Genomic DNA, 22,849 nt, shown 5'->3' on the forward strand with positions numbered 1-22,849 from the left:
CTAAAGTTTTCGTTGCCGGATAAAGTGTTCCGTTACAACAGTTATGTGCCCTTCAAATGTGGAACCTGAACGGAGAAGATTGATTAGAAGTTGTGCAGTTTTCTCAGGAGCAAGCTCAGCATTTCTTAAGAAAATGATTCCCTTCTTCGGTAAGAAACCTCTAGCAAAAACAAGGAAGCCAAAATCTTTATCGAAAGTAATAATAAGACGGTCTTCATTATTTGCGAGATCAATAATTTTAGTGTCAGCAACTCCTGAGTATTTTCGTAAAATAGACAGAACATCAAAACCAGACTCCTCAAGCAACTCAACAGTTTCAAGAGGGATATTTTCATCCGCTAAAAGCTTCATTTAGCGCTTATGGTTTGAGGCCAATCAGTAAGTCGTCTTTAACACTATCCTGAGCATAAGCAAAGAGGGCAAGAATATCATTTTTCTTTAAGGTCGGATAGTTTTTAAGAACTTTTTCCTCTGACCACCCAGTGGCAAATAGTCCGAGAAGAAATTCAACAGACAGACGGGTGCCTTTAATGATTGGCTTTCCGCCAAGGATTTCTTTGTTTGAAGTGATGTGTTCGCGCCATTCCATAGGAATCAAATTATAAACATAGAATTGCTTCTCAAAGTTTATTTTATTTTATCCAGTTCTCCTTTTAAGTAGTTGATGGATTCAATTGGGTCAGGCTCAACGCCATTTTCTTTCGCCAGGTAAAAGGATACCCAATCGGTAAGGTGAATAAGGTAGTAGTATTGTTCCAGCAATGAGGCACCTTCACCCACCACATCAATAATCGGGTTCGATCGTTTTTCAAAAATAGTGCGGCAAATCTCCATGCGTTTTTCCACACGTTCGTGATCATGGTCGGAATACATATAAATTACCTGCAGCATGGGCATCAGGTTTTCCGGGAATTGCCAGCCCACCAATTCATTGTGGTTCATTTCCGGAAAGGTGTTGATGTGCGCCATGTGCTTGGCATTTTCGTTTAGTTGTTGTTGAAAACGAAGCGCCATGGCATACAGCCGGTTGTCGCAATAAATTACCGGAAGCTTACCTTTTAGCTTACGGGCAATAAGTTCGGCTTCATTCTGAATCCCCTTTTCGCCACGGTCTAAAAACTGGATGGCATTTTCGGTTTCCTTGATAAAGGTTGATCCGATAAGTCCGGTATGGTACAGCACCGAAAGCAGCGCAATCATGTTGTAGGCCAGCATGGCCCGGGGGCTGTCCGATCCGGACGGGAGCTGAATGTAAAACAGGTTGTACTCCCGTGCGATATCCAACAGTTTGCCTCCGGAGGCAATGGCAATAACGTGTGCGCGCTTCAGCAACGCTTTGTTAAGGGCCGCTATGGTTTCTTCGGTGTTGCCGCTATACGAACAGGCAATAAACAACGTATGCGGGCTAACAAACTGGGGGATGTTATAACTTTTGCAAACGGTTATCGGGATGGGAATCCGGCCAAAGGTTAATGATTCCACCAGGTTAGCGCCAATGCCTGAACCACCCATGCCGGCAATAACCACGTTACGGATGTCGCTGCCGGGCCGTACTAAATCAATAGCCTCGCTGATGCGAAGCGCTTCGGCCAACTGGCGTGTGAAGCTTTCAATATATTTCTTTGTTGCTGACATGCTGATAAATTCCGTTCAAAGGTATTATTTAATGTACGAATTTAGAATGCTGGTAAAGGAATTGTAAACATTTTATGTCGGATAAAGCTGCCATAGGAAAAAAGGGTGAAGACCTTGCTGCTGAATACCTGGAGCGGAAAGGGTATGCAGTAGTAGCCCGGAACTTTCGCTTTAAACATGCCGAGATTGACCTGATTGTAAAAAAAAATGATTGGTTGCTTTTTGTGGAAGTTAAAACCCGTAGCTCAAGCGCTTTTGGTGAGCCGGAATCGTTTGTAGATGGTAAAAAGGGTAGGAAAATTTTTGAAGCTGCCGAGGAATATATTTTCGCCAACAATTGGCACGGGCACATCCGCTTCGATATTATTTCTGTAAAGTTGGGCAACCCTCCCGAGATCAGGCATTTTGAGGATGCGATAAATTGATTGGTTAATTCGTTGATGTTACTGATGTAACTTGATTGTCAGGTTTAGGAACTTAACTTCCCTTGTTGTTCCGGTAAATTTCCTTTCCTTTATCGTTCCACTCCACTTTTATGTAGGGCGTAACATTTTTGTCGAACGGTTCTTTTGGGTAGGCAACTAATTTTTTCCTGCGGCCGCTGGGATAGTACTCATACCAATCACCAACCCGCTGGTCCCATTTATATTCACCGGTCACGGCTACTTGCCCGTTTTCAAAAAACATGTAATAGTTTCCTTCCTTCTCGCCAAATTCAATCGGTATGATTTCTTTGGGCTGTTTGCGTTCCACCGGATCATAATAGCTGATCAGGGATTCTTTTGGCCAACCACGGAAATATTTCTCTTTGTCCTGCAACACGCTGTCGCGTGAGTATTTCATCCAGCGCCCATGCTTGGTGCCCTTATAAAAAATCCCCGACTCCAGCACTACGTTGTTTTGAATCTTCTTGTAGGGACCGTGCACGAGCACACCTTTTTTTGGATCGAACCGGCTGGTTCGTATAATTTCCCTGCGGGCAAAATCGTAGTAATAAATATCGCGCACCAGGGTTTCGGGTACTTCGGGTTTTTTCAGGTAGAAGAAAGTTTCGTAAACGGTACGCTCACCAACCCCTTTGCGCGAAAATCCTTTTTTGGTTTTTATCCCGTAGAATACTTTTTTCTTTGGCTTCTTCTTTTTAGAGGTATTCATGGGTTCCTCTTCCTTGGTAAAGTCGAGGTTTACCGGGGTATCGATCGTGAACATTTTATCCTGCTGTTCTTCCTGAGCAAGCAGGGAGGCCACAGGTATAACAAAAAGTATAACTAAAAGAAAAATGTAGCGCATTTCGCTTTAAAACGAGACTAAAGTTGAAAAAGTATGGGCAAAATCGCAACGGTTCCGATGTGATGCCTCAGCGCCCTTGCGGTGAATGTTCATGACCGCAGAGGCGCTAAGGTTCGCTCGTATTAAGCGACAAACTCTACGCTACGCTTAATAAAATTAGTAAGGTCGGCCCCGGTAAGCATATTTTGCGAAAGCAGGGCAAGGTCAAAAGCTTGTTTGGCCAGTTTTGTTTTTTGCTCCTCCGTTTCGGCCTTCAGAATTTTTTGAATAATGCCATGGTTGCCGTTAACGGCTACAGTATAGCTATCGGGCATGGAGCCCATAAAAGCGTAACCACCACCGCCCATCTTGGCCATGTCTTTCATTCTGCGCATAAACTCGCTCATGGTAATCACTACCGGAAAATCATCGGTAGCCATAGCGTTAACCGTCACCGTCATGTGGGTGTTGTTAATGGCTTTTTCGAAAATGCTTTTTACCTGTTCCTCCTCTTCCTTCGACAAAACACTCTCGTTTTTCTCATCTTTATCGATAAGCTTATCAGCCGTATCACTGTCAACCCGTTTGATCTGGGTTTTCTCCAGTTTTTGTTCCAACGTGTTAATGAAGTGGTTGTCGAGAATGCCATCAAGTAACAGCACATCGTAAGCTTTATTTTTTGCGGCTTCAATAAAGCTATGTTGCTTGCCGGCATCAGATGCGTACAGGTATACTAATTGTTTTTCTTTATCGGTTTGGTTAGGCTTTACCTTTTCTTTGTATTCATCAAACGTGAAGTATTGGCCTTCAACATTTTTGAACAGCGAAAAATCTTTGGCACGGTCGTAGAATTTTTCATCGCTGATGATACCGTACTTTACAAAGATGTTGATGTCGTCCCATTTCTTTTCAAAATCCTTGCGGTCTTTCTTGAACAAGTCCTGCAACTTATCGGCAACTTTTTTAGTAATGTGCTGACTGATTTTTTTTACGTTAGAATCGCTTTGCAAATAACTGCGCGACACGTTTAGTGGGATATCGGGCGAGTCCAGCACGCCATGTAACAGCATTAAAAAATCAGGCACAACATCCTTCACTTCATCGGTAATAAATACCTGGCGCGAGTACAGTTGTATTTTGTTTTTCTGGATTTCAAAATCGTTTTTCACTTTGGGGAAGTAGAGCACGCCCGTGAGGTTAAAGGGATAATCTACGTTAAGGTGAATCCAGAACAACGGATCCTCGCTGAAGGGATAAAGTTCTTTGTAAAACTTCAGGTAGTCTTCATCTTTTAAATCGTTTGGCGATTTGGTCCAAATGGGCTGGGTGTTGTTGATAATACGATCAACGGTAACGGTTTTGTATTTTTTCTTGCCTTCCTTGTCTTCGCCATCTTCCCCGCCCGCCTGACTGTCTTCAGGCGTTCGGACAGGCACACTTTCCTCTTTCGTTCCGAATTTGATTTCAACCGGCAGAAACTTACAGTACTTTTCTAAGATTCCCTTTAAACGCCATTCATCCAGAAACTCTTCAGAGTCGGCATTGATGTGAAGAATTACGTCCGTACCACGGGTTTCTTTTTTCGCTTTCGATAATTCGAATTCGGTGGAGCCATCGCACGTCCACTTGGCGGCTTCGGTTCCTTCCTGGTACGATTTGGAGATCACCTCCACTTTATCGGCCACCATAAAGGCGGAGTAAAAACCTAATCCAAACTTTCCGATAATATCTTTTGCGTCTGCCTTGTCTTTGAATTTCTCTACAAATTCTGCTGCCCCGGAAAATGCAATCTGGTTGATATATTTCTTCACCTCATCGGCTGTCATGCCAATGCCTTTGTCGCTTACGGTGATGGTCTTTTTCTTTTTATCGAAGCTTACTTCAATTTTTAGATCACCCAGCTCGCCATTAAACTCACCTAATGAAGTCAGTTTTTTTAATTTCTGCGTGGCGTCCACGGCATTGCTTACCAACTCACGCAAAAATATTTCGTGGTCGGAGTAAAGGAATTTTTTGATGATGGGGAAGATGTTCTCGGTATGGATAGAAATGGTACCTTTTTCCTGTACGGCTGCCATAGTGTTGTTTTTTGAGTTTAAAAGTTTGTGAATACAGGTCTAAAAATGAAAATCCCTGCGTGCGGCAGGGATTTCAAATGTTGTTCCAAAGATGTTTTGGTGACAGGTTGGCAGCAGTTACCGCAGTCTATCGGAATCCCTTACTAACCGCTCATCCCTCCTAATAAACCTGATGGCCAGCCAATTTGAAATAACGGCAACCCCGGCCAATATGAGCCAAACCATGCCAACACTACCCTGATATTGTTCGGAAAGTTTTGAGGTGAAGATTACTGCGCTAAACATAAAACCGGCCAGCACCAATGAGTTTAATGCGCCAAGCTTGATTTGCAGCAGCCGGTTGTCGTAACGCCTGATGGTAATGATGGCCAGGGTAATGCCGGCCACAGCAAGTATGGCGGTAAGGGAATAAGGCATGTAGACATATGAATTATCTTGTAGCAAATAAAAAGGTGTTAACGTTAATGTTGCATCACCCGACTGCACTTGCCAGATGGGTTGCACTAAGGCTATTAAAAGTGAAGCGATGGTTATAATCAGAAATACAGTTTGAATTCTTTGCCACATAGAAGTGTTCATTTAACTTGGCCGGCAAATTACCACTTCAGGGTTCAAGATTCAAAGCGCAACCGCTTCAGCAGTAAAATGCTATCGTGATTCTGAACAACGTGTTGTGAATTTGACGTAAAAACCGCACCTGATAACTTTACTATGCCCCGGTATTTTTTTGAAATCGCATACAACGGAACCAACTATGCCGGTTGGCAAAGCCAGGCCAATGCAACCGGGGTGCAGACAGTGGTGGAGCATGCCTTGAGTAAGTTGTTGCGTTCGGAAATCAAAATTGTGGGTAGTGGCAGAACGGATACAGGCGTTCATTGTACTCAGCAGTTTTTTCACACGGATATTGAGAAGCCCTTTAAAAGACAAGACCTACTTCACCGACTTAATTCCTTTCTTCCTCGTGATATAACCATTCGTTCCATCCAGACTGTTAAGCCTGATGCAAGTGCCCGTTATGCTGCCGTTGAGCGAACCTATGAATATCACATTACGCTGATAAAAGATCCTATGATGATCGGTTTGGCGCTTCATTACTTTAAACCGGTTAACATCCAAACCATGAACAAGGCGGCTGCGTTATTATGCGGTGAACATGATTTTGAGTGCTTCAGCAAAGTAAAGACCGATGTAAATCACTTTCTTTGCACCATTAAGCGAGCATCCTGGAAACAAGATGGGGCGAAACTGGTTTTCACCATTACAGCTAATCGTTTCTTGCGGGGCATGGTAAGGGCTATTGTAGGTACCTTATTGGATGTTGGCACAGGGAAAATTTCAATGAACGAATTTAAAAGTATCATCAATAGTAAAGACAGGAAGAAGGCAGGTGCCAATGTTGATCCGCACGGATTGTACCTGGTACGAGTTAAATATCCTAAATCAATTTTTATAGACTAACGTCATCTCTCCCGAAGAGACTTCAATGGAAAAAGAACAGGTTAGCAGCGGAAATATTATCGACTTCAAAGTGCTCAGGCGCATCATGAAGTTTGTGAAGCCCTATAAAGGCCGGTTCTATTTTTTGATTTTCTTAACACTGGCCATTGGAATACTTACCCCCATTCGTCCGTTGCTTATTCAATGGACACTTGATAACCAGGTAGCAGCAGGTGATTATCATGGCATGGCCATTATGATGCTGGCGCTTGTGGGTCTGCTGCTGGTGCAGTCAGTTGCTCAGTATGTTCATACCTACATGTCTGGCTGGATGGGGCAGCAGGTTATTCGCGATATCCGTACCGCCTTGTTTAAACATCTGGTGAGTCTTCGTTTGCGCTTTTTCGATAAAACACCTATTGGCAGGTTAGTTACCCGCACCATTTCCGATGTAGAAACCCTGGCGGATGTTTTTAGCGAAGGTCTGGCTGCCATGGTCAGTGATCTGTTGCAGCTGATATTTATTTTGAGTTTCATGTTCTATCAGGATTGGCGATTGGCCTTGCTTAGCCTGGCGACACTACCCTTGCTACTGATCTCCACATACATCTTTAAGGAAAAAATTAAAGTAGCCTTTAACGATGTGCGCAATGCCGTAGCTAACCTGAACACTTTTGTGCAGGAACATATAACCGGTATGAACGTGGTTCAGATTTTTGCCAGTGAGAAACGGGAGTATAAAAAATTCAAGGCTATTAATGAAGAACATAAGCAAGCTAACCTGCGGTCGGTGCTGTACTACTCTATTTATTTTCCGGTAGCAGAAATTATTGCGGCTGCCGGTATAGGTCTGCTGGTATGGTATGGAGCCAAGGGTGCAATAAACTTTGAAGAAACAGGAATTACTATTGGAAAGCTGATAGCGTTCATTATGTATATTCAGATGTTCTTCCGTCCCATTCGCATGATAGCTGACCGGTATAACACCTTGCAGATGGGTATTGTAAGTTCATCACGCATCATTAACCTGATCGACAATGATGAGCACGTTCAACCCAACGGCACCCATCAACCCGAGCACTTAAATGGCGAAGTAAAGTTTAGCCATGTTTGGTTTGCTTACGATGGCGAAGAGTACGTGCTGAAAGATGTGAGCTTTGAAGTGAGAGCGGGCGAGATGATTGCCCTTGTTGGGGCTACCGGGGCCGGCAAATCATCCATCATTAACCTGCTTAACCGGTTTTATGAAATCAACAAAGGAACAATAACCGTTGATGGCCTGGATATACGCGAATATGAATTGGGTCACTTACGAAGGAATATTGGTGTGGTACTTCAGGATGTCTTCCTGTTTTCCGATACCATCATGAATAACATTACGCTGGGCAACCCTGAAGTAACCGAAGAAATGGTTTGGCATGCTGCCGACCTGGTGGGTGCACGAAAATTTATCGAGCGACTGCCCGGTCAACTTTCGTATAACGTGATGGAGCGCGGTGCAACACTTTCTGTTGGTCAGCGTCAATTGATTTCGTTTATCCGCGCCATGGTGTACGATCCTAAAATACTGGTGTTGGATGAGGCTACTTCATCAGTGGATAGTGAGACCGAGCAAATGATCCAGCAAGCCATCGATAAAATGATGAAGGGAAGAACATCTATTGTTATTGCCCATCGTTTATCCACCATACAAAAGGCTGATAAAATACTGGTGCTTGACCTGGGCGAGATACGCGAAACAGGAAGGCATGATGACCTGTTGGCAAAAGATGGTGCGTATGCCCAACTCTATAAAATGCAGTACAAAGAGTTTGTTTAAACATTCGGCAGATTAATAACCCAAAGTAGCTTGGCGGTCGGCAAATAATGCCAAATCGGTTATATTTGCTCTTAATGCCCCTTTCGAAGTACCTGATTGTCCTAAACTTATGCCTCCTCTCGGCCACTTCGGCCTGGGCGCAGAGGCCTAAAGTCCACCATGGGGGCAAGCTCATGCACACGCGCACCCAGCATAACTATAACGTCATCAGGGTGCCCCGATCAAAAGCCAAAACCATCTGTCCTATTTTTGAAGACACGGGTTACCCATACCATGGATTGGGCGTAAAGTTGGGCGATCCGTTTGCCGTAACCTATAAGTACTACGCCAACAAACATTTTTCGTTCGGCCTGGATTTTGGCCGGTCGGCCAGCGGGCTCTACAGCAGCTACTATCGTCAGGTTTTTAATGAATTTACCCGTCCGGATACGTTACAGGAAAACCAAACTACTACTTACCTGGCGCATCGGGCTAAATCCGATTTTGTGGGCGAAATAAAAGTTCTGTACCACATCAAAGCCGATAAAATCAGCCAGGGGCTGCAGGCTTATGCAGGTTTGGGTTGGGAATGGCGCAGCTTGAATATCCAATACGACTACTTGCTGAACGATGGTATACTGGATAATAAAATACAATTTATAACGCGGAGCCGTTTTACTTACGGTGCCCAGGGCACACTCGGCATTGAATATTCTTATTTTAAAATGCCAGTGTCTGCTTTTATGGAGTTGGAAGTGTTTGTTGATTTGCTCCGCGATCCGGGCTTCTATAAAATCCAGGGGGGCGTGGGGTTGCGTTATATCTTTTAATTATTCATCGGCAACCTGCAATTCGTCCATGGCCGTTTGCTTATCAAACAGGTCCTTGTAAAATCCTTTTATGGCCAACAACGCTTCGTGCGTACCTTCTTCAACAATTTTTCCATCCACCAGCACTATAATTTTGTTAACCATTTTGGCAGAAGAAACACGGTGCGAAATGATAATGGTTGTGCGGCCCTGCATGATCCGTTTAAGACTGTTAAGGATATTGTTTTCAGTCTTTGTATCCACAGCCGAAAGGGCATCATCCAGCATTAAAATTTTCGGATCGTGAACAATGGCGCGCGCAATTGACACCCGTTGTTTTTGCCCGCCTGAAAGCGTAATGCCCCGCTCGCCAACACGGGTGTTAAAACCTTGCGGAAAGGCCATAATGTTGGTGAACACATCAGCATCTCGGGCGGCCTGGTAAATTTTTTCTTCCTTGGGTTCTTCCAGCCCAAAAGAAATATTATTGGAAATGGTGTCGCTGAACAGGAATACATCCTGGGGCACGTAGCCGATTTGTTTGCGCAAGGCATGTAAACTGTAATGCGAAATAGGAATGTCATCAATCAATATTTCCCCTTCGCGAACATCGTATAAACGGGCAGCCAATGCCGACACGGTACTTTTTCCTGATCCGGTTGTGCCGATGATGGCCAATGATTCGCCCGGGTTTACCGTAAAGGAAATATTTTTCAAGGCTGTAATGCCTGTATCGGGGTAAATGAAGGTAACATTCCTGAACTCAATTTTACCTTGAATTTCTTTTTCAAGGTTTTTCTCAGATACAATAGTAGGTTGTGTTTTCAAAAATTCATTGATCCTTTTTTGTGAAGCTTCGGCACGGTGTACAAGGCTGCTGGTATACCCCAGGGAAGTTACCGGCCAGGTTAACAAGTTTACGTAAATAATAAATTCAGCAATGTTACCGAACGACAAGTTGCCATTGATCACCTCGGTGCTGCCGGCATAAATGGTTAATATCGTGCTCAAGCCAATAAGCCCCATAATAAGCGGGAAGAACAACGATTGAACTTTAGTTAGCTTAAGCGATTGCCTTTTATACTCATCGCTTTCCAGTTCGAATTTTCGCAGCGATTCATTTTCGCGGTTAAATGATTTTAAAACACGAATGCCGCTAAAGGCTTCCTGAACAAAAGTAGAAAGGCGTGACTGACTCTTTTGTATTTGTTCGGAGCGTCTTTCAATAATGTTGTTAACGAAATAAATGCTGATAGAAAGCAGGGGCAATGGAATAAGCGCATACAGGGTAAGGGTAGTGCTGATGCTGAACATTACCGGTATAAGCATCATGAACAGCGTAATCAATTGCAACCCGTACATGATGGCTGGGCCCAGGTACATCCTTACCCGGCTCACATCTTCCGAGATACGGTTCATCAAATCGCCTGTATTGTTCCTGCGATAAAAACTTAACGGCAACGCCTGGTAATGTTGGAAGATTTCATTTTTCAGATCAAACTCCACATGCCGGGACATAACGATGAGCGTTTGCCTGACGAGGTATAGAAAAAATCCACGTAGAAATGCCATGAGTAAAATCAAGCCTGCATAGAGCAGGATACCAAAAGCAAATACCTTGAAAAAATCCTGCTGCAAGGTTAACCCTTCAAATGCCCGATAGATACTAATGTTGTCAGTGACCAGGTTTATCGAGTGCCTGACCAGTTGTGCCGGAATAATTTGAAAAGCGTTGGAGATAATTACGAACAGCGTTCCCAACAGGATTAGCCGCTTGTATTTCAGTAAATATTTATTGAGGTATTTGAGTTCCTTCATGCTATAAAATTTGGTGAACCCTTCTTAAAACGAAATAAAGCTTTTTAAGTTCATGCAAACGTTTGAGTTCGTTGAAATGAAGGTAAAAACAGGTACCTTTGTATCGTTTTCAAGAGGAGTTTTTGCCGCAAGATGCGGCTTGTAAAAGTAGCACAATCATCACTAAAACAAATCTGATGGAGATCAAAGAACTAGAGAAAGTAGAGCAAGCCGGACTGTTTGGTACGGTGGCTCAAATGGGGCACGAGCAGGTTGTATTTTGTTATGACGAAGCAACAGGGCTTAAGTCGATCATTGCCATTCACAACACAACATTAGGTCCTGCATTGGGCGGCACACGCATGTGGAATTACGCTAATGAACAGGAAGCATTAACCGATGTGCTACGCCTATCACGCGGCATGACGTTTAAAGCATCCATCAGTGGGTTGAACCTGGGTGGTGGCAAAGCGGTAATTATTGGCGATGCCAAAACCATGAAGACAGAAGCCTTTATGAGGCGCTTTGGAAAATTTGTGAACAGCCTGAGTGGTAAGTACATCACGGCCGAGGACGTAAACATGAAAACAGCTGATATGGAATTCATCAGCATGGAAACAAAACATGTTACAGGCTTACCTGAATCCATGGGCGGAGGCGGTGACCCTTCACCGGTTACGGCCTACGGAACATTTGTGGGCATGAAGGCTGCTGCAAAGCGAGTTTTTGGAAGCGATAGCCTGGCGAACAAAAAAGTTGTGGTGCAGGGTGTGGGCCAGGTAGGTATGAACCTCGTTGAGCATTTGGCGAAAGAAAATGCACAGGTCTATATCACAGATATTTCTGACGAAAAAGTAAAAGCATTGGCACAAAAGTTTGGTGTGAAAGCCGTGCCTATGGATGCCGTGTACGATCTGGACGTGGATATTTACGCCCCGTGTGCACTGGGCGCTACCTTGAATGATAACACCATCCCGCGCTTAAAATGCAGTATTGTAGCGGGTGCAGCCAACAACCAGTTGAAGGATGAAGTAAAGCATGGCTATATGCTGATTGACCGCGGCATTACCTATGCACCGGATTTCTTAATTAATGCTGGCGGACTAATCAATGTTTACAACGAATACCTGGGTAACTACAACCGCGCCAGAGTGTTTGAGCAGGCAGAAGGCATTTACACAACCTGCTTGAATATTATCAACTACGCAGAAAAAGAGAAAATCAACACGCAGGAAGCAGCCATTAAACTTGCCGAAAAGCGCATTGAAGAAGTAGGACGGGTGAGAATACCCCGGTAATTCATAAGTTATTTTGTAAAGTCGTCTGTTATTACCTTAGCAGACGACTTTTTTATTCTATTTTTACCCGTTCTTTGAAACATGCTTAACCGCAGAAGCCTCCGCATAAAAGTCATGCAAAGCCTCTTTGCCTTTCACCAAGGCAAAGAAGCCAATTACCTCCTGTGCAAGGATGAAGTAGAACGTGCATTCGAGCCTGATCTCAATTCCATGGAGGTTCAAGATAAAAAGGAGTTAACCCGCCAGCGAAAAGAGGCCATAAAACTATTAGATAAAGTATTTGAGAAGAATGCCCCACTTGCCAACGATGATGAAAAAATAGTATCGGTTGTAAAAGCCGCATTGGCACACTATGAAAAAGCTGTGCGTAAAGATGCTACCGCATTCAAAAAAAGCCTCTCGCAAGATGTTGAAAAAATTTACAGGCAGTACATATCCGTTTTAATGCTGGCCGTTTCCACGGCTGATGCGGCCAAGGCCGATAAAAAAATCAATCATGGCAACTTCATAAACAACCAATGGATAGAGGCTTTTCAAAAAAGCAATGAACTCAAAAAGGAATCACTCAGGCTGAATGTTTCCTGGGAAAAGAATTTTGAGCGTGTACGGCTATGGTTGCGCGATGTGGTAAAGCAAGACCATGAGTACATGGCCTACCTGGACAAGAAAAACCCATCGCAGGAAGATCAAAAAAAACTGATCAATCATTTCTTCCGAAGAATTGTGTTGGGCAAAACCATTATCAATGACTTTTTCGAAGAAGAGATTTTGCACTGGGCCGAAGATCGCGACATCGTGAAAGGCATGGTTGAGAAAACGGTAAAATCATACGACCCAAAATCCGGTGAAGCCCTGCAACTCCATCAACTTTCGCTCAACTGGGAAGATGACCTTCATTTTATTGAACAGTTGTTTACAGGATCAATAGAACTGAAAGCCGAACACCATAAACTAATTGCCGACAATACCCGCAACTGGGAGGTTGAACGCTTGCCTTTAACCGACAGGGTTATCCTGGAAATGGCTATCACCGAACTGATCAGCTTCCCCAGTATTCCTGTAAAAGTTACCATTAATGAATACATTGAACTGGCTAAAAACTACAGCACGCCAAAAAGCCGCCAGTTTGTTAATGGCATACTGGATGTTATTTCGAAAGAATTGAAAACCCAGGGTGGAATCAAGAAAAGCGGCAGGGGGCTAATGGACAACAAGTAATTGTTAAAAACCCGTTAACAGTTCAATTTTCAGGCTGTTTGTCTGTTACTAAACCTTTGCGAATAGTATTTTTGAGTGGTTTTTTGGCCATTTGCCCCATTTGTTATTGGTTTAAAGAAAATACTGGTCAAATTTGAGGTTCTATGAGCAAAAAGAGTGGAAATACATTAATAGCTTTTCTGGCTGGCGCTGCAGCCGGGGCTATTTTGGGCATTTTGTATGCCCCCGACAAAGGTGAACACACCCGTCAGAAACTGTCTTTTCAGTTGGAGAAATATAAAGACATGTTGCAGCGGTTGATCAACGATTTTGTGGACGGAAAGGAAACCCCGCTTACATCGGAAGCGAAGTCTATGGGACAAAAAGTGGTGGATGATGCCAAAGTAAAGGCTGAAAAACTTTTGGAAGATGTTGATGAACTTTTAGATCAGATTAAGGGTAAGAATAAATAACAGTTAAATGCGAACAATTATGTTAATGAGAAAAAGTATTTGGATAATGGGTTTGATTGCCGTGCTCTTTACCGCATGTAAAGACAAGGATGCCGAGAAGAAAATTGCCGCGTTGGAAGCCAGGCTTTCTGAGTTGGAGGGCAACAAACGGTCGCCCGTTTCTGTAACCCCAACCGATAACCCTGTTGCGCAGGAGCCAGAAACAAAACCTGAAGGCCCGCTACCGGTCATTCAGTTTGAAAAAATTGACCACGATTTCGGTACCATACAGGAAGGAACAAAAGTAACTTACACCTATAAATTCAAGAACGTTGGCGAGGCTCCGCTCATCATCCAGAATGCACAGCCTTCGTGCGGCTGTACAGTTCCGGAGTGGTCAAAAGAGCCGATACCAGTAGGTGGCCAGGGCTTTGTAAAAGCGGAATTTGACAGCAACGGAAAGCCTAACATGCAGCATAAAACCGTAACGGTAACAGCTAACACCTGGCCGAAGTCAACCGTGCTTAGCTTTAAAGCTATGGTTACACCAAAAGCCGAATCGCAAGGCCCAGCGAAATAAAATAACTACAAAACACTACAACGGCATCCCAAACCCGCAAGGGTTTGGGATGCTTGTTTTTAACCCTAACTTTGACATTCAATTTTTAAAAATTATGATCCATACAATTCTCTTACAGGCACAAGCACAAGGCAGTAATTATAGTTTTTACATTATGATGGGCCTCATGATCGTGATCTTTTATTTTTTCATGATCCGCCCGCAGCAGAAGAAGGCAAAAGACCAGAAAAAATTCACCGATGAAATCCAGAAAGGTGATTACGTGGTTACCATTGGCGGGGCGCATGGCCGTGTTGCTGAACTGGAAAACGATACATTTATTTTAGAAATAGAAAAAGGAGGAAGGATACGGTTCAACAAGTCTGCGATTTCTATGGAGGCCACCAAAGCCGCCAATAAAGGTGCGTGAGCATGAACCAACCCGCTGCCGCTTGCCATGAGTTTTATTAACTCGATATTTAACTTTCTTCGCTTCAACAACCGCAATTGGAAGGCAGTATTACTATGTGTATTTGCGGCAGCTGTTTTTTGGATATTCAATGCACTCAATAAAAGCTACTCGGCCAACATAAATTTTCCCCTGGCCTTTGAGTATGATGAGGAGGCTTATATTCCGGTTAAAGCCTTGCCCGATCAGGTCAGGCTCAATGTAAGCGGTTTAGGCTGGGATCTTTTTCGAAAAAGTTCGGGTTTAAAAGTTACGCCACTGCGCATACCCCTTGAAAACCCAGCCGAGGTAAAAAAGATTGTTGGTGCTTCGCTGCCCCCGCTTCTTTCAACGCAACTGGAAGGCATCCAGATAAATTTTGTGCTAACCGATACGATTCACCTAAACATTGACCCGAAGGTGAAGCGCAAAGTTTCGTTAACGGTTGAACAGGTTGAGCAATTTATCAAAAAGGATTTTGGCCTGGCCAGTGAGGTGCGCATTGAACCCGACTCGGTTTGGCTGGAGGGGCCGCAAAGCCTGGTAAATGCTTTACCGGGTGCTATTGCTTTATCATTGCCCCGGAATATCGATAAGCCCTTTAGCGATCGGATTGAAGTTGAGTTAAGCAGCGAATTAATTACCGCTAACCCACCTGTTGTTATGGTGAGCCTTTTAGCAGACCGGTTGATTCAGGTGTCAGATACAACTGCTCTTCAGGTCATAAACCTTCCCAAAGAACTCAAGCCTTTTATACAGGTAAAAGAAGTTCACTTTACCTACCAACTGCCCGCAAGTTTAAATACAATTGACCAACAGGTTACTGCTGTTGTGGACTTGGCCGGGCTGGGTAAGGGCCATCATAAAATTATACCCCGCCTCAATGGGCTTAGCAAGTTTGCGAATCTGGTCAGCATCGATACACTTCACATAAGTTATTGACCCTTTATGAAAAGGCCACTACAAATAGGCATTACAGGGGGTATTGGCTCAGGCAAAAGCCTGGTGTGCCGAATGTTTGCTTGCCTGGGCGTACCCGTTTATGATGCAGACAGCCGAGCGAAATCGGTTATGACCACCGATGGAATATTGGTCATGCAGATCAAAAAAGAATTCGGAGGTTTGTCGTACCATGCGGATGGAAGTTTGAACAGGAACTACCTGGCAGGCACGGTTTTCAATAACCCAGAACGGCTGGAAGTTTTAAACAAGTTGGTGCATCCGCGTGTTGGAGAGGATTATTTAAAATGGTTGGATAAGCAACGGGAGCATGCGTATGTGCTGAAAGAGGCTGCGTTGCTTTACGAGTCAGGATCCTATAAAGCACTGGACAAAGTAATTGTTGTTCATGCCCCGGAAGCTGTTCGTGTGGCACGTGTAAAGCAGCGCGACCCTCATCGCAGCGAACAGGATATAAAAGGGATAATCAAAAACCAGATGGATGCCGAACTAAAACTGGCGCATGCTGATTTTGTTGTCATGAACGATAATAGCCAAATGGTTCTCCCCCAGGTGCTTAAACTACACCAGCTATTTACGCAAGGCATAAACAACTAAGCGGCAAGAATATTTTTGCAGAGTATGAAAAAGAAAATTTTTACAGGTGTAATTGTAGTCGTTATTCTGTTTCTGTTGGCGCTGCCCAAACTAAATTTATTTAGTTCTGAGTCGGATGCACCCATCACTGCAGGAAATCCATCAGCCGCTAACCAGGCAAAGCTGCCGGTAGAGGGTATATTGTTAGCACCTGAACGGTTGGATAACAAATTGATTATAACAGGTTCTGTTTTACCGAACGAGTCTTTAGAAATCAGGAGCGAGGTTGCCGGTAAAATATCAGGCATCTTTTTTAGGGAAGGAAAGCAAGTAAACAAAGGCGACTTGTTGATTGAGATCAACGATGACGAACTGGACGCCCAACTGGTAAAACAGAAATACAACCTTAAACTCAACGAGGACAATGAATTCAGGCAACGCAAACTGCTGGAGAAAGACGCGATAAGCCAGGAAGAGTACGACAATGCGCTGAACCGCCTAAACACCACTACAGCTGATATTAAATTGCTCGAGGCTCAATTGGCCAAAACTAAAATACGGGCGCCTTTTAATGGTACCATAGGCCTTCGCTTTGTAAGTGAGGGAGCCTACATTAACTCAAACACAACAATTGCTACCCTGTATAACTTAAGTCCTGCAAAAATAGAATTTGCTGTTCCGGGCCGTTACAGTACGCAGGTTAAGGCAGGTAAAAAAATCTTCTTCACCATTGAGAACGATTCGCGCGTATTGGAAGGAGAAGTTTATGCCATTGAGCCGCAAATTGATGCGAGCACACGAACGTTAAGGGTTAGGGCTTTGGCCGATAACACCGGCAACCTATTGTTACCCGGCCAATTTGTTCGCGTTGAATTAATCCTTCAAACCATTGACAACGCATTGCTTGTGCCTTCCGAGGCGATTGTCCCTGAACTGAACGGGCATAAAGTATTTAAGGCGAAAAACGGAGTAGCTACAGAAGCAAAGGTAGAGATTGGGTTACGTACCGATAAAAATGTTGAGATAATAAACGGCCTCGCAAAAGGCGACACCATAATAACTACGGGTATTTTACAAATGCGCAATGGTTTGCCGGTGTCGGTAACACGTTTGAGAAGGGTGGAGTAAAAAACTAAAAGGAAATGGCAGGGTTATCAAATGTAAGTATTAAGAGACCGGTCCTGGCGATTGTGATGTCGCTGGTGATCGTGCTGTTTGGTATAATTGGTTTTACCTACCTGGGCGTTCGTGAATTTCCCAGTGTGGATCCTCCGGTTATTTCCGTATCGACCAATTACGTTGGCGCCAATGCTGATATTATTGAGTCACAAATTACCGAGCCACTGGAAGATGCCATTAATGGAATTTCCGGTATCCGAACCATAACCTCATCAAGCCGTGAAGGCCGCAGTAATATTACTGTTGAATTTGAATTAGGTGTTGACCTGGAGGCTGCCGCCAACGATGTACGCGATAAAGTTTCGGGTGCCATAAGAAACCTACCCCCCGATGTGGACCCGCCTGTAGTTTCGAAAGCGGATGCCGACTCCAGTCCGATCATTTTCTTTTCGGTGGTAAGCGATAAGCGCGATTTGCTTGAGCTTTCGCGCATTGCAGAAATTTATTTTAAAGAACGCTTACAGACTATTCCGGGCGTAAGTGTAGTAAACATTTGGGGTCAACGCAGGTATTCCATGCGGTTGTGGATGGATCCCATTAAGCTGGCCTCGCTACAACTGGCACCTTCGGATGTATTGCAGGCCTTGAACCGCGAAAATGTTGAACTACCTTCTGGCCGGGTAGAAGGCGAATCAACCGAACTAACCGTTCGCACCGTAGGCAGGCTGGTTACCGAAGATGATTTCAACAACCTCATTATTAAAGAACAAGGTGACAATGTGGTGCGATTCAACGATGTGGGTTATGCTAAACTGGGTGCAGAAAATGATCGTACAATTTTGCGAAGGGATGGCATTCCCAGTGTGGCCCTGGCCATTGTTGCACAACCGGGTGCCAATAACATTGATATTGCCGACAGGCTTTATAAGCGATTGGAACAAATCAAGCGTGACCTTCCACCCGATGTGGAAGTGCTGCTTAGCTACGACTCAACCCAGTATATCAGGGCTTCCATCCGCGAAGTGCAGGAAACGATCATCATTGCATTTGTGCTGGTACTATCCATTATTTTTATCTTCCTGCGCGATTGGCGCACAACCTTAATACCTGTAGTAACCATACCCATTTCCCTTATCGGTACGTTCTTCCTGATGTACCTGCTGGGTTTTACCATCAATGTGTTAACCCTGTTAGGTATAGTATTAGCCATAGGCTTGGTGGTTGATGATGCCATTGTAGTGTTGGAAAATATCTACACAAAAATTGAAGAGGGCGAGGAACCCCAACAAGCTGCCAGTCGTGGTTCAACCGAAATTTATTTTGCCGTGATCTCAACTACCGTAGCCGTGGTAGCGGTGTTTTTACCGGTTATCTTTTTACAAGGGCTTACCGGTAAACTTTTCCGCGAATTTGGTTTAGTGGTGGCGGGCGCTGTGGTGATTTCATCATTTGTTTCACTTTCGCTCACGCCCATGATGTGTTCACGTATCCTGAAAAGAAGAAAAGAACAACCTTGGCTTTACCGCAAAACCGAACCTTTTTTCAATTGGCTTACTACCCGGTACGCTTCCTCGCTTCATGGTTTTATGAAAATCCGTTGGATCGGGTTTCTTATTGTTTTTTTGGCCGCAGGATTGATTTACTTGCTGGGCGCCAAACTACCAACCGAATTAGCCCCTATGGAGGACCGTGGTGAATTCAGGATGCAGATGCAAGCCCCTGAAGGCGCTACCTATGAATATATGGATCGGTATGTTTACGCAATTACGGATTCTGTAAACAGCGGTTGGATACCCGAAAGACGCGGCACTATAAGTGTTACAGCCCCGGGTTTTGCAGGAGGGGGAGTTAACTCGGGTTTTGTTCGCGTGATGTTAAGCGATGCGCACGAGCGCACACGTACCCAACAACAAGTTGTGGATGATGTTACCAAAAAGATGCGCAGCATGACGGGTGTGCGTACATTCGTAACTCAGGCACAAACTATAGGCGACAGGCGCGGGGGGTTGCCCGTGCAGTTTGTAATACAGGCACCTGAGCTTGAGCAATTGAAGGAAGTGCTGCCTGAGTTTGTATCAAAAGCATCCGCCAGCCCGAAATTTACCTTTGTCGATCTTGATTTGAAATTCAATAAGCCGGAGATCAATGTCTCCATTAACCGCGATAAGGCCCGAAGCCTGGGCGTAAATGTTTTTGATATTGCCCAAACCTTGCAACTGGGCTTGAGCGGATCAAGGTTCGGAAACTTTATTATGGATGGTAAACAGTACCAGATCATTGGCCAGGTAGAACGGCAAAACAGGAACGAACCACTTGACTTGAAAACGCTGTATGTAAAAAACAGGCGCGGGGAACTTATCCAATTGGATAACCTGGTTACTATGAGTGAACAAAGCAGCCCCCCTCAGCTCTACCGGTTTAACCGTTACTCATCGGCAAAGGTAAGCGCACAGTTAGCAACCGGTGTTTCGTTGGGTGAAGGCATTGAGGAAATGAGGCGGATTGCCAGGGAAGTTCTGGATGAATCCTACAGCACAAGTCTTGACGGTACCTCGCGCGAATTTGCAGAAAGCTCATCTACCATTTACCAGGCATTTTTAATTGCGTTGGCCATTATTTACCTGGTGTTGGCAGGCCAGTTCGAAAGCTTCCGCGATCCGTTCATCATTATGTTTACCGTACCCTTGGCGTTGGCCGGGGCCCTGCTTTCACTTTGGTATTTCGATCAAACCCTGAATGTGTTCAGCCAGATCGGTATTATTATGCTGATTGGATTGGTGACAAAGAATGGGATTTTGATTGTTGAATTCGCGAACCAACGCAAAGAACAAGGTATGCAAAAGCTTGATGCCGTAATTGATGCTGCCGAATCGCGCTTCAGGCCTATTATCATGACGAGCATGTCAACCATTCTGGGCATCTTGCCCATTGCGTTGGCACTTGGTGCGGGCTCGGAAAGCCGCGTATCGATGGGCATTGCCGTTATCGGGGGATTGTTGTTTGCCACGGTGCTCACGCTTTATGTTATTCCGGCCATTTATTCATATTTCAGCAGCAAACAATTTGGAACAGCCACCCAACAGTAGATATGAGGAATTTTGTAGTACTATTTTTTTTAATTGTTGGACCATACTTTTTATACGCGCAGCAACCGTTAAGCCTGGCGCGCGCCATCGAAATCGGGTTGCAGAAAAACTTTGATGTTCAGATTCAAAAACTGGAGATAGACATTGCTACCGGCAATAACACCATCGGCATGGCGGGTATGCTGCCGTTAGTGAACTTAAATGCTAATCAGAATAATAACATTACGTATCGCCAACCGGCCAACCCCTTTGCAGTGCCCGGGCAAAACATATCGGATAACCTTATCGGCCAACTGGATGTGCAGTTTGTGCTGTTTGATGGTTTTTTCATTCGTGTGTCAAAACGCAGGTTGGAGCAACTGGAAGCGTTGAGTTATGGCAATGCCACCTTGGTTATAGAAGGCACTATACAATCGATTATACTAGGGTATTACCAGGCGCTGATGGAGCGGGAACGTACCGTACTGCGAAAGCGTGTTATGGATTTCTCGCGCGAGCGCTTCGATTATGTGAAACTTCGGAAGGAATTGGGCGGAGCTATTACATTTGATGTATTGCAGGCACAAAATGATTACCTCACCGACTCCACGAATTACCTGCTGCAGGAACTAACCTACAAGAATACCCTGCGCAACCTTAACCTGGTGCTAAACGAAGACCTGGAAACGGCCTATGAGCTTACCGATTCACTGGAGTTTCTTGATGAGGCGTACCAGTTTGATGACTTGCAACGAAAAATGTCATCTACCAATACCAACCTGCGCAACCAGTTCATCAACCAGGAGTTACTGCGGTTAGCTACACGTGCGGCACTCTCTGACAGGTACCCGACCATCACATTAAACGTGGGGGCTAACGGATCACTGGATCGATTGAATGCAAACTTTGGTTCCAATACCGGCCCGGATGTTACTAACGTAGTGGGTTATTTAAATGGAGACGTCAACTCTCCTGTAACGAACACGGTGCCCTCCAGGATATTGGTTAACCAAACCAATGATGGATATTCCTACGGTGCCTATGGCAACTTCACCATGCGGTACACGCTTTTTAACGGAGGCCAGATAAAACGCAACATCGAAAATGCCCAGGTGCGGGAGAAAATAGCACAACTTGATATTGATCAATTAAAACTTTCCCTCAAAAACGATTTGCTGATAACTTTTGATCAGTACAACCTGCTGAGGCAGGTGGCCAATATTGCCAATATAAAACTTAAGGCAGCCGAGCTTAACCTGGAACTGGGAAACGAGCGCTACAAAAACGGGGCGTTAAGCGCCATTGACTTGCGCATTGTTCAGGAAGCCTACCAAAATTCAGCGCTTGAAAATTATCAGGCTATTTTCAGTGTGCTGGCCAGCAAAACCGATCTGATACGGCTAACCGGTGGTTTGGTTGACCAGTACGAAGCGAGGCCAACAAAAAAATAATCAGGCAGTAGCCTGAATCTCCCCTGCCTTGGTAAGCCAGAAATTATTGTATCCTTCGCCTACCTGTATCCCTAACTGACCTACGGCCAATAATTCAAGTATCGACAAGAAGTTAAAAATTAGTGCGATACGCGTTTTATAAGTCTCCACAATATCCAGGAAGGACACACGCTCTTTTGTGGCTACTTCATTGAGCAAGTAATTTTTTTGTTCTTCGATGGTGTATGGATATTGAATAACCTGATGTACGGGTTTATTCTTTTCAGCCTCAAAGCGCTTCAGCACTTTTTCAAAAACAGTCATCAGTTTAAACAAATCAACATCTTGAAGTTCCGCTTCAACGTTGCTGCTTTCGGCAAGCGCTTTTAGTTCCTTCATCAGGTTGCCGCGCTTCTCTTTCATCAACTCGGTTTCCTCCATTTTGTGGAAACTGTCGATCACCGATTTATATTTTTTGTACTCCAGCAAGTGTTTCACCAACTCTTCGCGGGGATCAATTTCGTTGCCTTGTTCATCAACCTGCGGCCTTGGTAAAAGCATTTTTGACTTGATGCGCATAAGCGTAGCCGCTACCAATATGAATTCACTGGCAACATCTACGTTAAGGGTATCCAAATGGTGAAGGTAATCCAGGAAATCGTTCGTGATTTTGGCGATAGGGATATCATAGATATCCAGTTCGTCCCGCTCAATGAAAAAGAGCAAAAGATCAAAAGGGCCTTCAAAAAGGGGGAGCCTTACCTCAAAATTATCGCGTGTTGCTGTATCCATAAGAGGCGCAAATTTATCCCAATTATTGATATGGATGGGTTAAAATGAGGTACTGGAGAATTAATTCACATCCGAACGCGTGAAATATGTACTTTTATGGCCTAATGGGTTAGAAATGACCCTGTTA

22 protein-coding genes are annotated in these 22,849 nt (G+C 44.4%); 14 read left to right on the top strand and 8 right to left on the bottom strand.

The features are described from left to right. Genes KIT51_01960 through KIT51_01970 form a run of 3 tightly spaced genes read right to left on the bottom strand, consistent with a single transcriptional unit; the run spans position 1 to position 1,635 of the window. Entirely contained in the window at positions 1-351 is a 351-nt protein-coding gene (locus KIT51_01960) for a DUF5615 family PIN-like protein (GenBank protein UYN87067.1), read from the bottom strand. A 7-nt stretch (positions 352-358) separates the two neighbouring features. After that, on the bottom strand, positions 359-589 hold the full coding sequence (locus tag KIT51_01965; GenBank protein UYN87068.1) for a DUF433 domain-containing protein: 231 nt from the start codon (positions 587-589) through the stop codon (positions 359-361). A gap of 38 nt (positions 590-627) precedes the next feature. Beyond that, positions 628-1,635 (bottom strand): bifunctional phosphoglucose/phosphomannose isomerase, encoded by a 1,008-nt coding sequence (locus tag KIT51_01970; protein UYN87069.1) that lies wholly within the window; start codon positions 1,633-1,635, stop codon positions 628-630. A 74-nt stretch (positions 1,636-1,709) separates the two neighbouring features. Between KIT51_01970 and KIT51_01975 the strand changes: the two genes are divergently transcribed. Beyond that, on the top strand, positions 1,710-2,060 hold the full coding sequence (locus tag KIT51_01975) for a YraN family protein (GenBank protein ID UYN87070.1): 351 nt from the start codon (positions 1,710-1,712) through the stop codon (positions 2,058-2,060). Between the two features lie 52 nt (positions 2,061-2,112). Here the strand turns inward: KIT51_01975 and KIT51_01980 are convergent, their stop codons facing one another. The 3 genes from KIT51_01980 to KIT51_01990 all read right to left on the bottom strand — a co-directional run bounded on the left by KIT51_01980 (position 2,113) and on the right by KIT51_01990 (position 5,549). After that, positions 2,113-2,844: a hypothetical protein gene (locus tag KIT51_01980; protein UYN88470.1), complete on the bottom strand. Its 732-nt coding sequence runs from the start codon at positions 2,842-2,844 to the stop codon at positions 2,113-2,115. 203 nt (positions 2,845-3,047) lie between these two features. Continuing rightward, positions 3,048-4,982: a molecular chaperone HtpG gene (gene htpG, locus KIT51_01985; GenBank protein ID UYN87071.1), complete on the bottom strand. Its 1,935-nt coding sequence runs from the start codon at positions 4,980-4,982 to the stop codon at positions 3,048-3,050. Positions 4,983-5,099: 117 nt separating this feature from the next. Then, positions 5,100-5,549: a DUF4293 domain-containing protein gene (locus KIT51_01990; GenBank protein ID UYN87072.1), complete on the bottom strand. Its 450-nt coding sequence runs from the start codon at positions 5,547-5,549 to the stop codon at positions 5,100-5,102. 144 nt (positions 5,550-5,693) lie between these two features. On the opposite strand from KIT51_01990, the gene truA reads away from it, so the two are divergent. The 3 genes from truA (at position 5,694) to KIT51_02005 (ending at position 9,050) form a co-directional block, all read left to right on the top strand. Then, positions 5,694-6,443 carry a tRNA pseudouridine(38-40) synthase TruA gene (gene truA / locus KIT51_01995; GenBank protein UYN87073.1) on the top strand — a complete coding sequence of 250 codons (750 nt, stop codon included), beginning with the start codon at positions 5,694-5,696 and terminating at the stop codon, positions 6,441-6,443. Between the two features lie 25 nt (positions 6,444-6,468). After that, positions 6,469-8,241 (top strand): ABC transporter ATP-binding protein, encoded by a 1,773-nt coding sequence (locus KIT51_02000; GenBank protein ID UYN87074.1) that lies wholly within the window; start codon positions 6,469-6,471, stop codon positions 8,239-8,241. A gap of 74 nt (positions 8,242-8,315) precedes the next feature. Next, positions 8,316-9,050 carry a hypothetical protein gene (locus tag KIT51_02005; protein ID UYN87075.1) on the top strand — a complete coding sequence of 245 codons (735 nt, stop codon included), beginning with the start codon at positions 8,316-8,318 and terminating at the stop codon, positions 9,048-9,050. Here KIT51_02005 and KIT51_02010 read toward each other — a convergent pair whose 3' ends face one another. Next, positions 9,051-10,847 (bottom strand): ABC transporter ATP-binding protein, encoded by a 1,797-nt coding sequence (locus KIT51_02010; GenBank protein ID UYN87076.1) that lies wholly within the window; start codon positions 10,845-10,847, stop codon positions 9,051-9,053. It lies immediately after the preceding gene. Positions 10,848-11,083: 236 nt separating this feature from the next. Between KIT51_02010 and KIT51_02015 the strand changes: the two genes are divergently transcribed. The 10 genes from KIT51_02015 (at position 11,084) to KIT51_02060 (ending at position 21,951) form a co-directional block, all read left to right on the top strand. Further along, on the top strand, positions 11,084-12,124 hold the full coding sequence (locus tag KIT51_02015; protein UYN88471.1) for a Glu/Leu/Phe/Val dehydrogenase: 1,041 nt from the start codon (positions 11,084-11,086) through the stop codon (positions 12,122-12,124). Between the two features lie 81 nt (positions 12,125-12,205). Further along, positions 12,206-13,342: a transcription antitermination factor NusB gene (nusB, locus tag KIT51_02020; GenBank protein ID UYN87077.1), complete on the top strand. Its 1,137-nt coding sequence runs from the start codon at positions 12,206-12,208 to the stop codon at positions 13,340-13,342. A 143-nt stretch (positions 13,343-13,485) separates the two neighbouring features. Then, the gene (locus KIT51_02025) at positions 13,486-13,794 is read left to right on the top strand and encodes a YtxH domain-containing protein (GenBank protein UYN87078.1); all 309 of its coding nucleotides are present in this window, start codon (positions 13,486-13,488) and stop codon (positions 13,792-13,794) included. 61 nt (positions 13,795-13,855) lie between these two features. Continuing rightward, a complete protein-coding gene (locus KIT51_02030) occupies positions 13,856-14,353 on the top strand; it encodes a DUF1573 domain-containing protein (protein ID UYN88472.1) in 498 nt (165 codons plus the stop codon). A 94-nt stretch (positions 14,354-14,447) separates the two neighbouring features. Beyond that, the gene (gene yajC, locus KIT51_02035; GenBank protein ID UYN87079.1) at positions 14,448-14,762 is read left to right on the top strand and encodes a preprotein translocase subunit YajC; all 315 of its coding nucleotides are present in this window, start codon (positions 14,448-14,450) and stop codon (positions 14,760-14,762) included. 27 nt (positions 14,763-14,789) lie between these two features. Then, complete coding sequence (locus KIT51_02040) at positions 14,790-15,722, top strand: hypothetical protein (protein ID UYN87080.1); 933 nt, start codon at positions 14,790-14,792, stop codon at positions 15,720-15,722. A gap of 6 nt (positions 15,723-15,728) precedes the next feature. Then, positions 15,729-16,337: a dephospho-CoA kinase gene (gene coaE / locus KIT51_02045; GenBank protein ID UYN87081.1), complete on the top strand. Its 609-nt coding sequence runs from the start codon at positions 15,729-15,731 to the stop codon at positions 16,335-16,337. Positions 16,338-16,352: 15 nt separating this feature from the next. Further along, positions 16,353-17,444: an efflux RND transporter periplasmic adaptor subunit gene (locus tag KIT51_02050; protein ID UYN87082.1), complete on the top strand. Its 1,092-nt coding sequence runs from the start codon at positions 16,353-16,355 to the stop codon at positions 17,442-17,444. A gap of 14 nt (positions 17,445-17,458) precedes the next feature. Further along, positions 17,459-20,521: an efflux RND transporter permease subunit gene (locus KIT51_02055; protein ID UYN87083.1), complete on the top strand. Its 3,063-nt coding sequence runs from the start codon at positions 17,459-17,461 to the stop codon at positions 20,519-20,521. Between the two features lie 2 nt (positions 20,522-20,523). Beyond that, on the top strand, positions 20,524-21,951 hold the full coding sequence (locus KIT51_02060) for a TolC family protein (protein UYN87084.1): 1,428 nt from the start codon (positions 20,524-20,526) through the stop codon (positions 21,949-21,951). On the opposite strand, the gene KIT51_02065 is transcribed toward KIT51_02060, so the two are convergent. Continuing rightward, a complete protein-coding gene (locus tag KIT51_02065; GenBank protein ID UYN87085.1) occupies positions 21,952-22,722 on the bottom strand; it encodes a segregation/condensation protein A in 771 nt (256 codons plus the stop codon). Positions 22,723-22,849: the final 127 nt, after the last annotated feature.

This window comes from Cyclobacteriaceae bacterium, assembly GCA_025808415.1.
Lineage (GTDB): Bacteria > Bacteroidota > Bacteroidia > Cytophagales > Cyclobacteriaceae > UBA2336.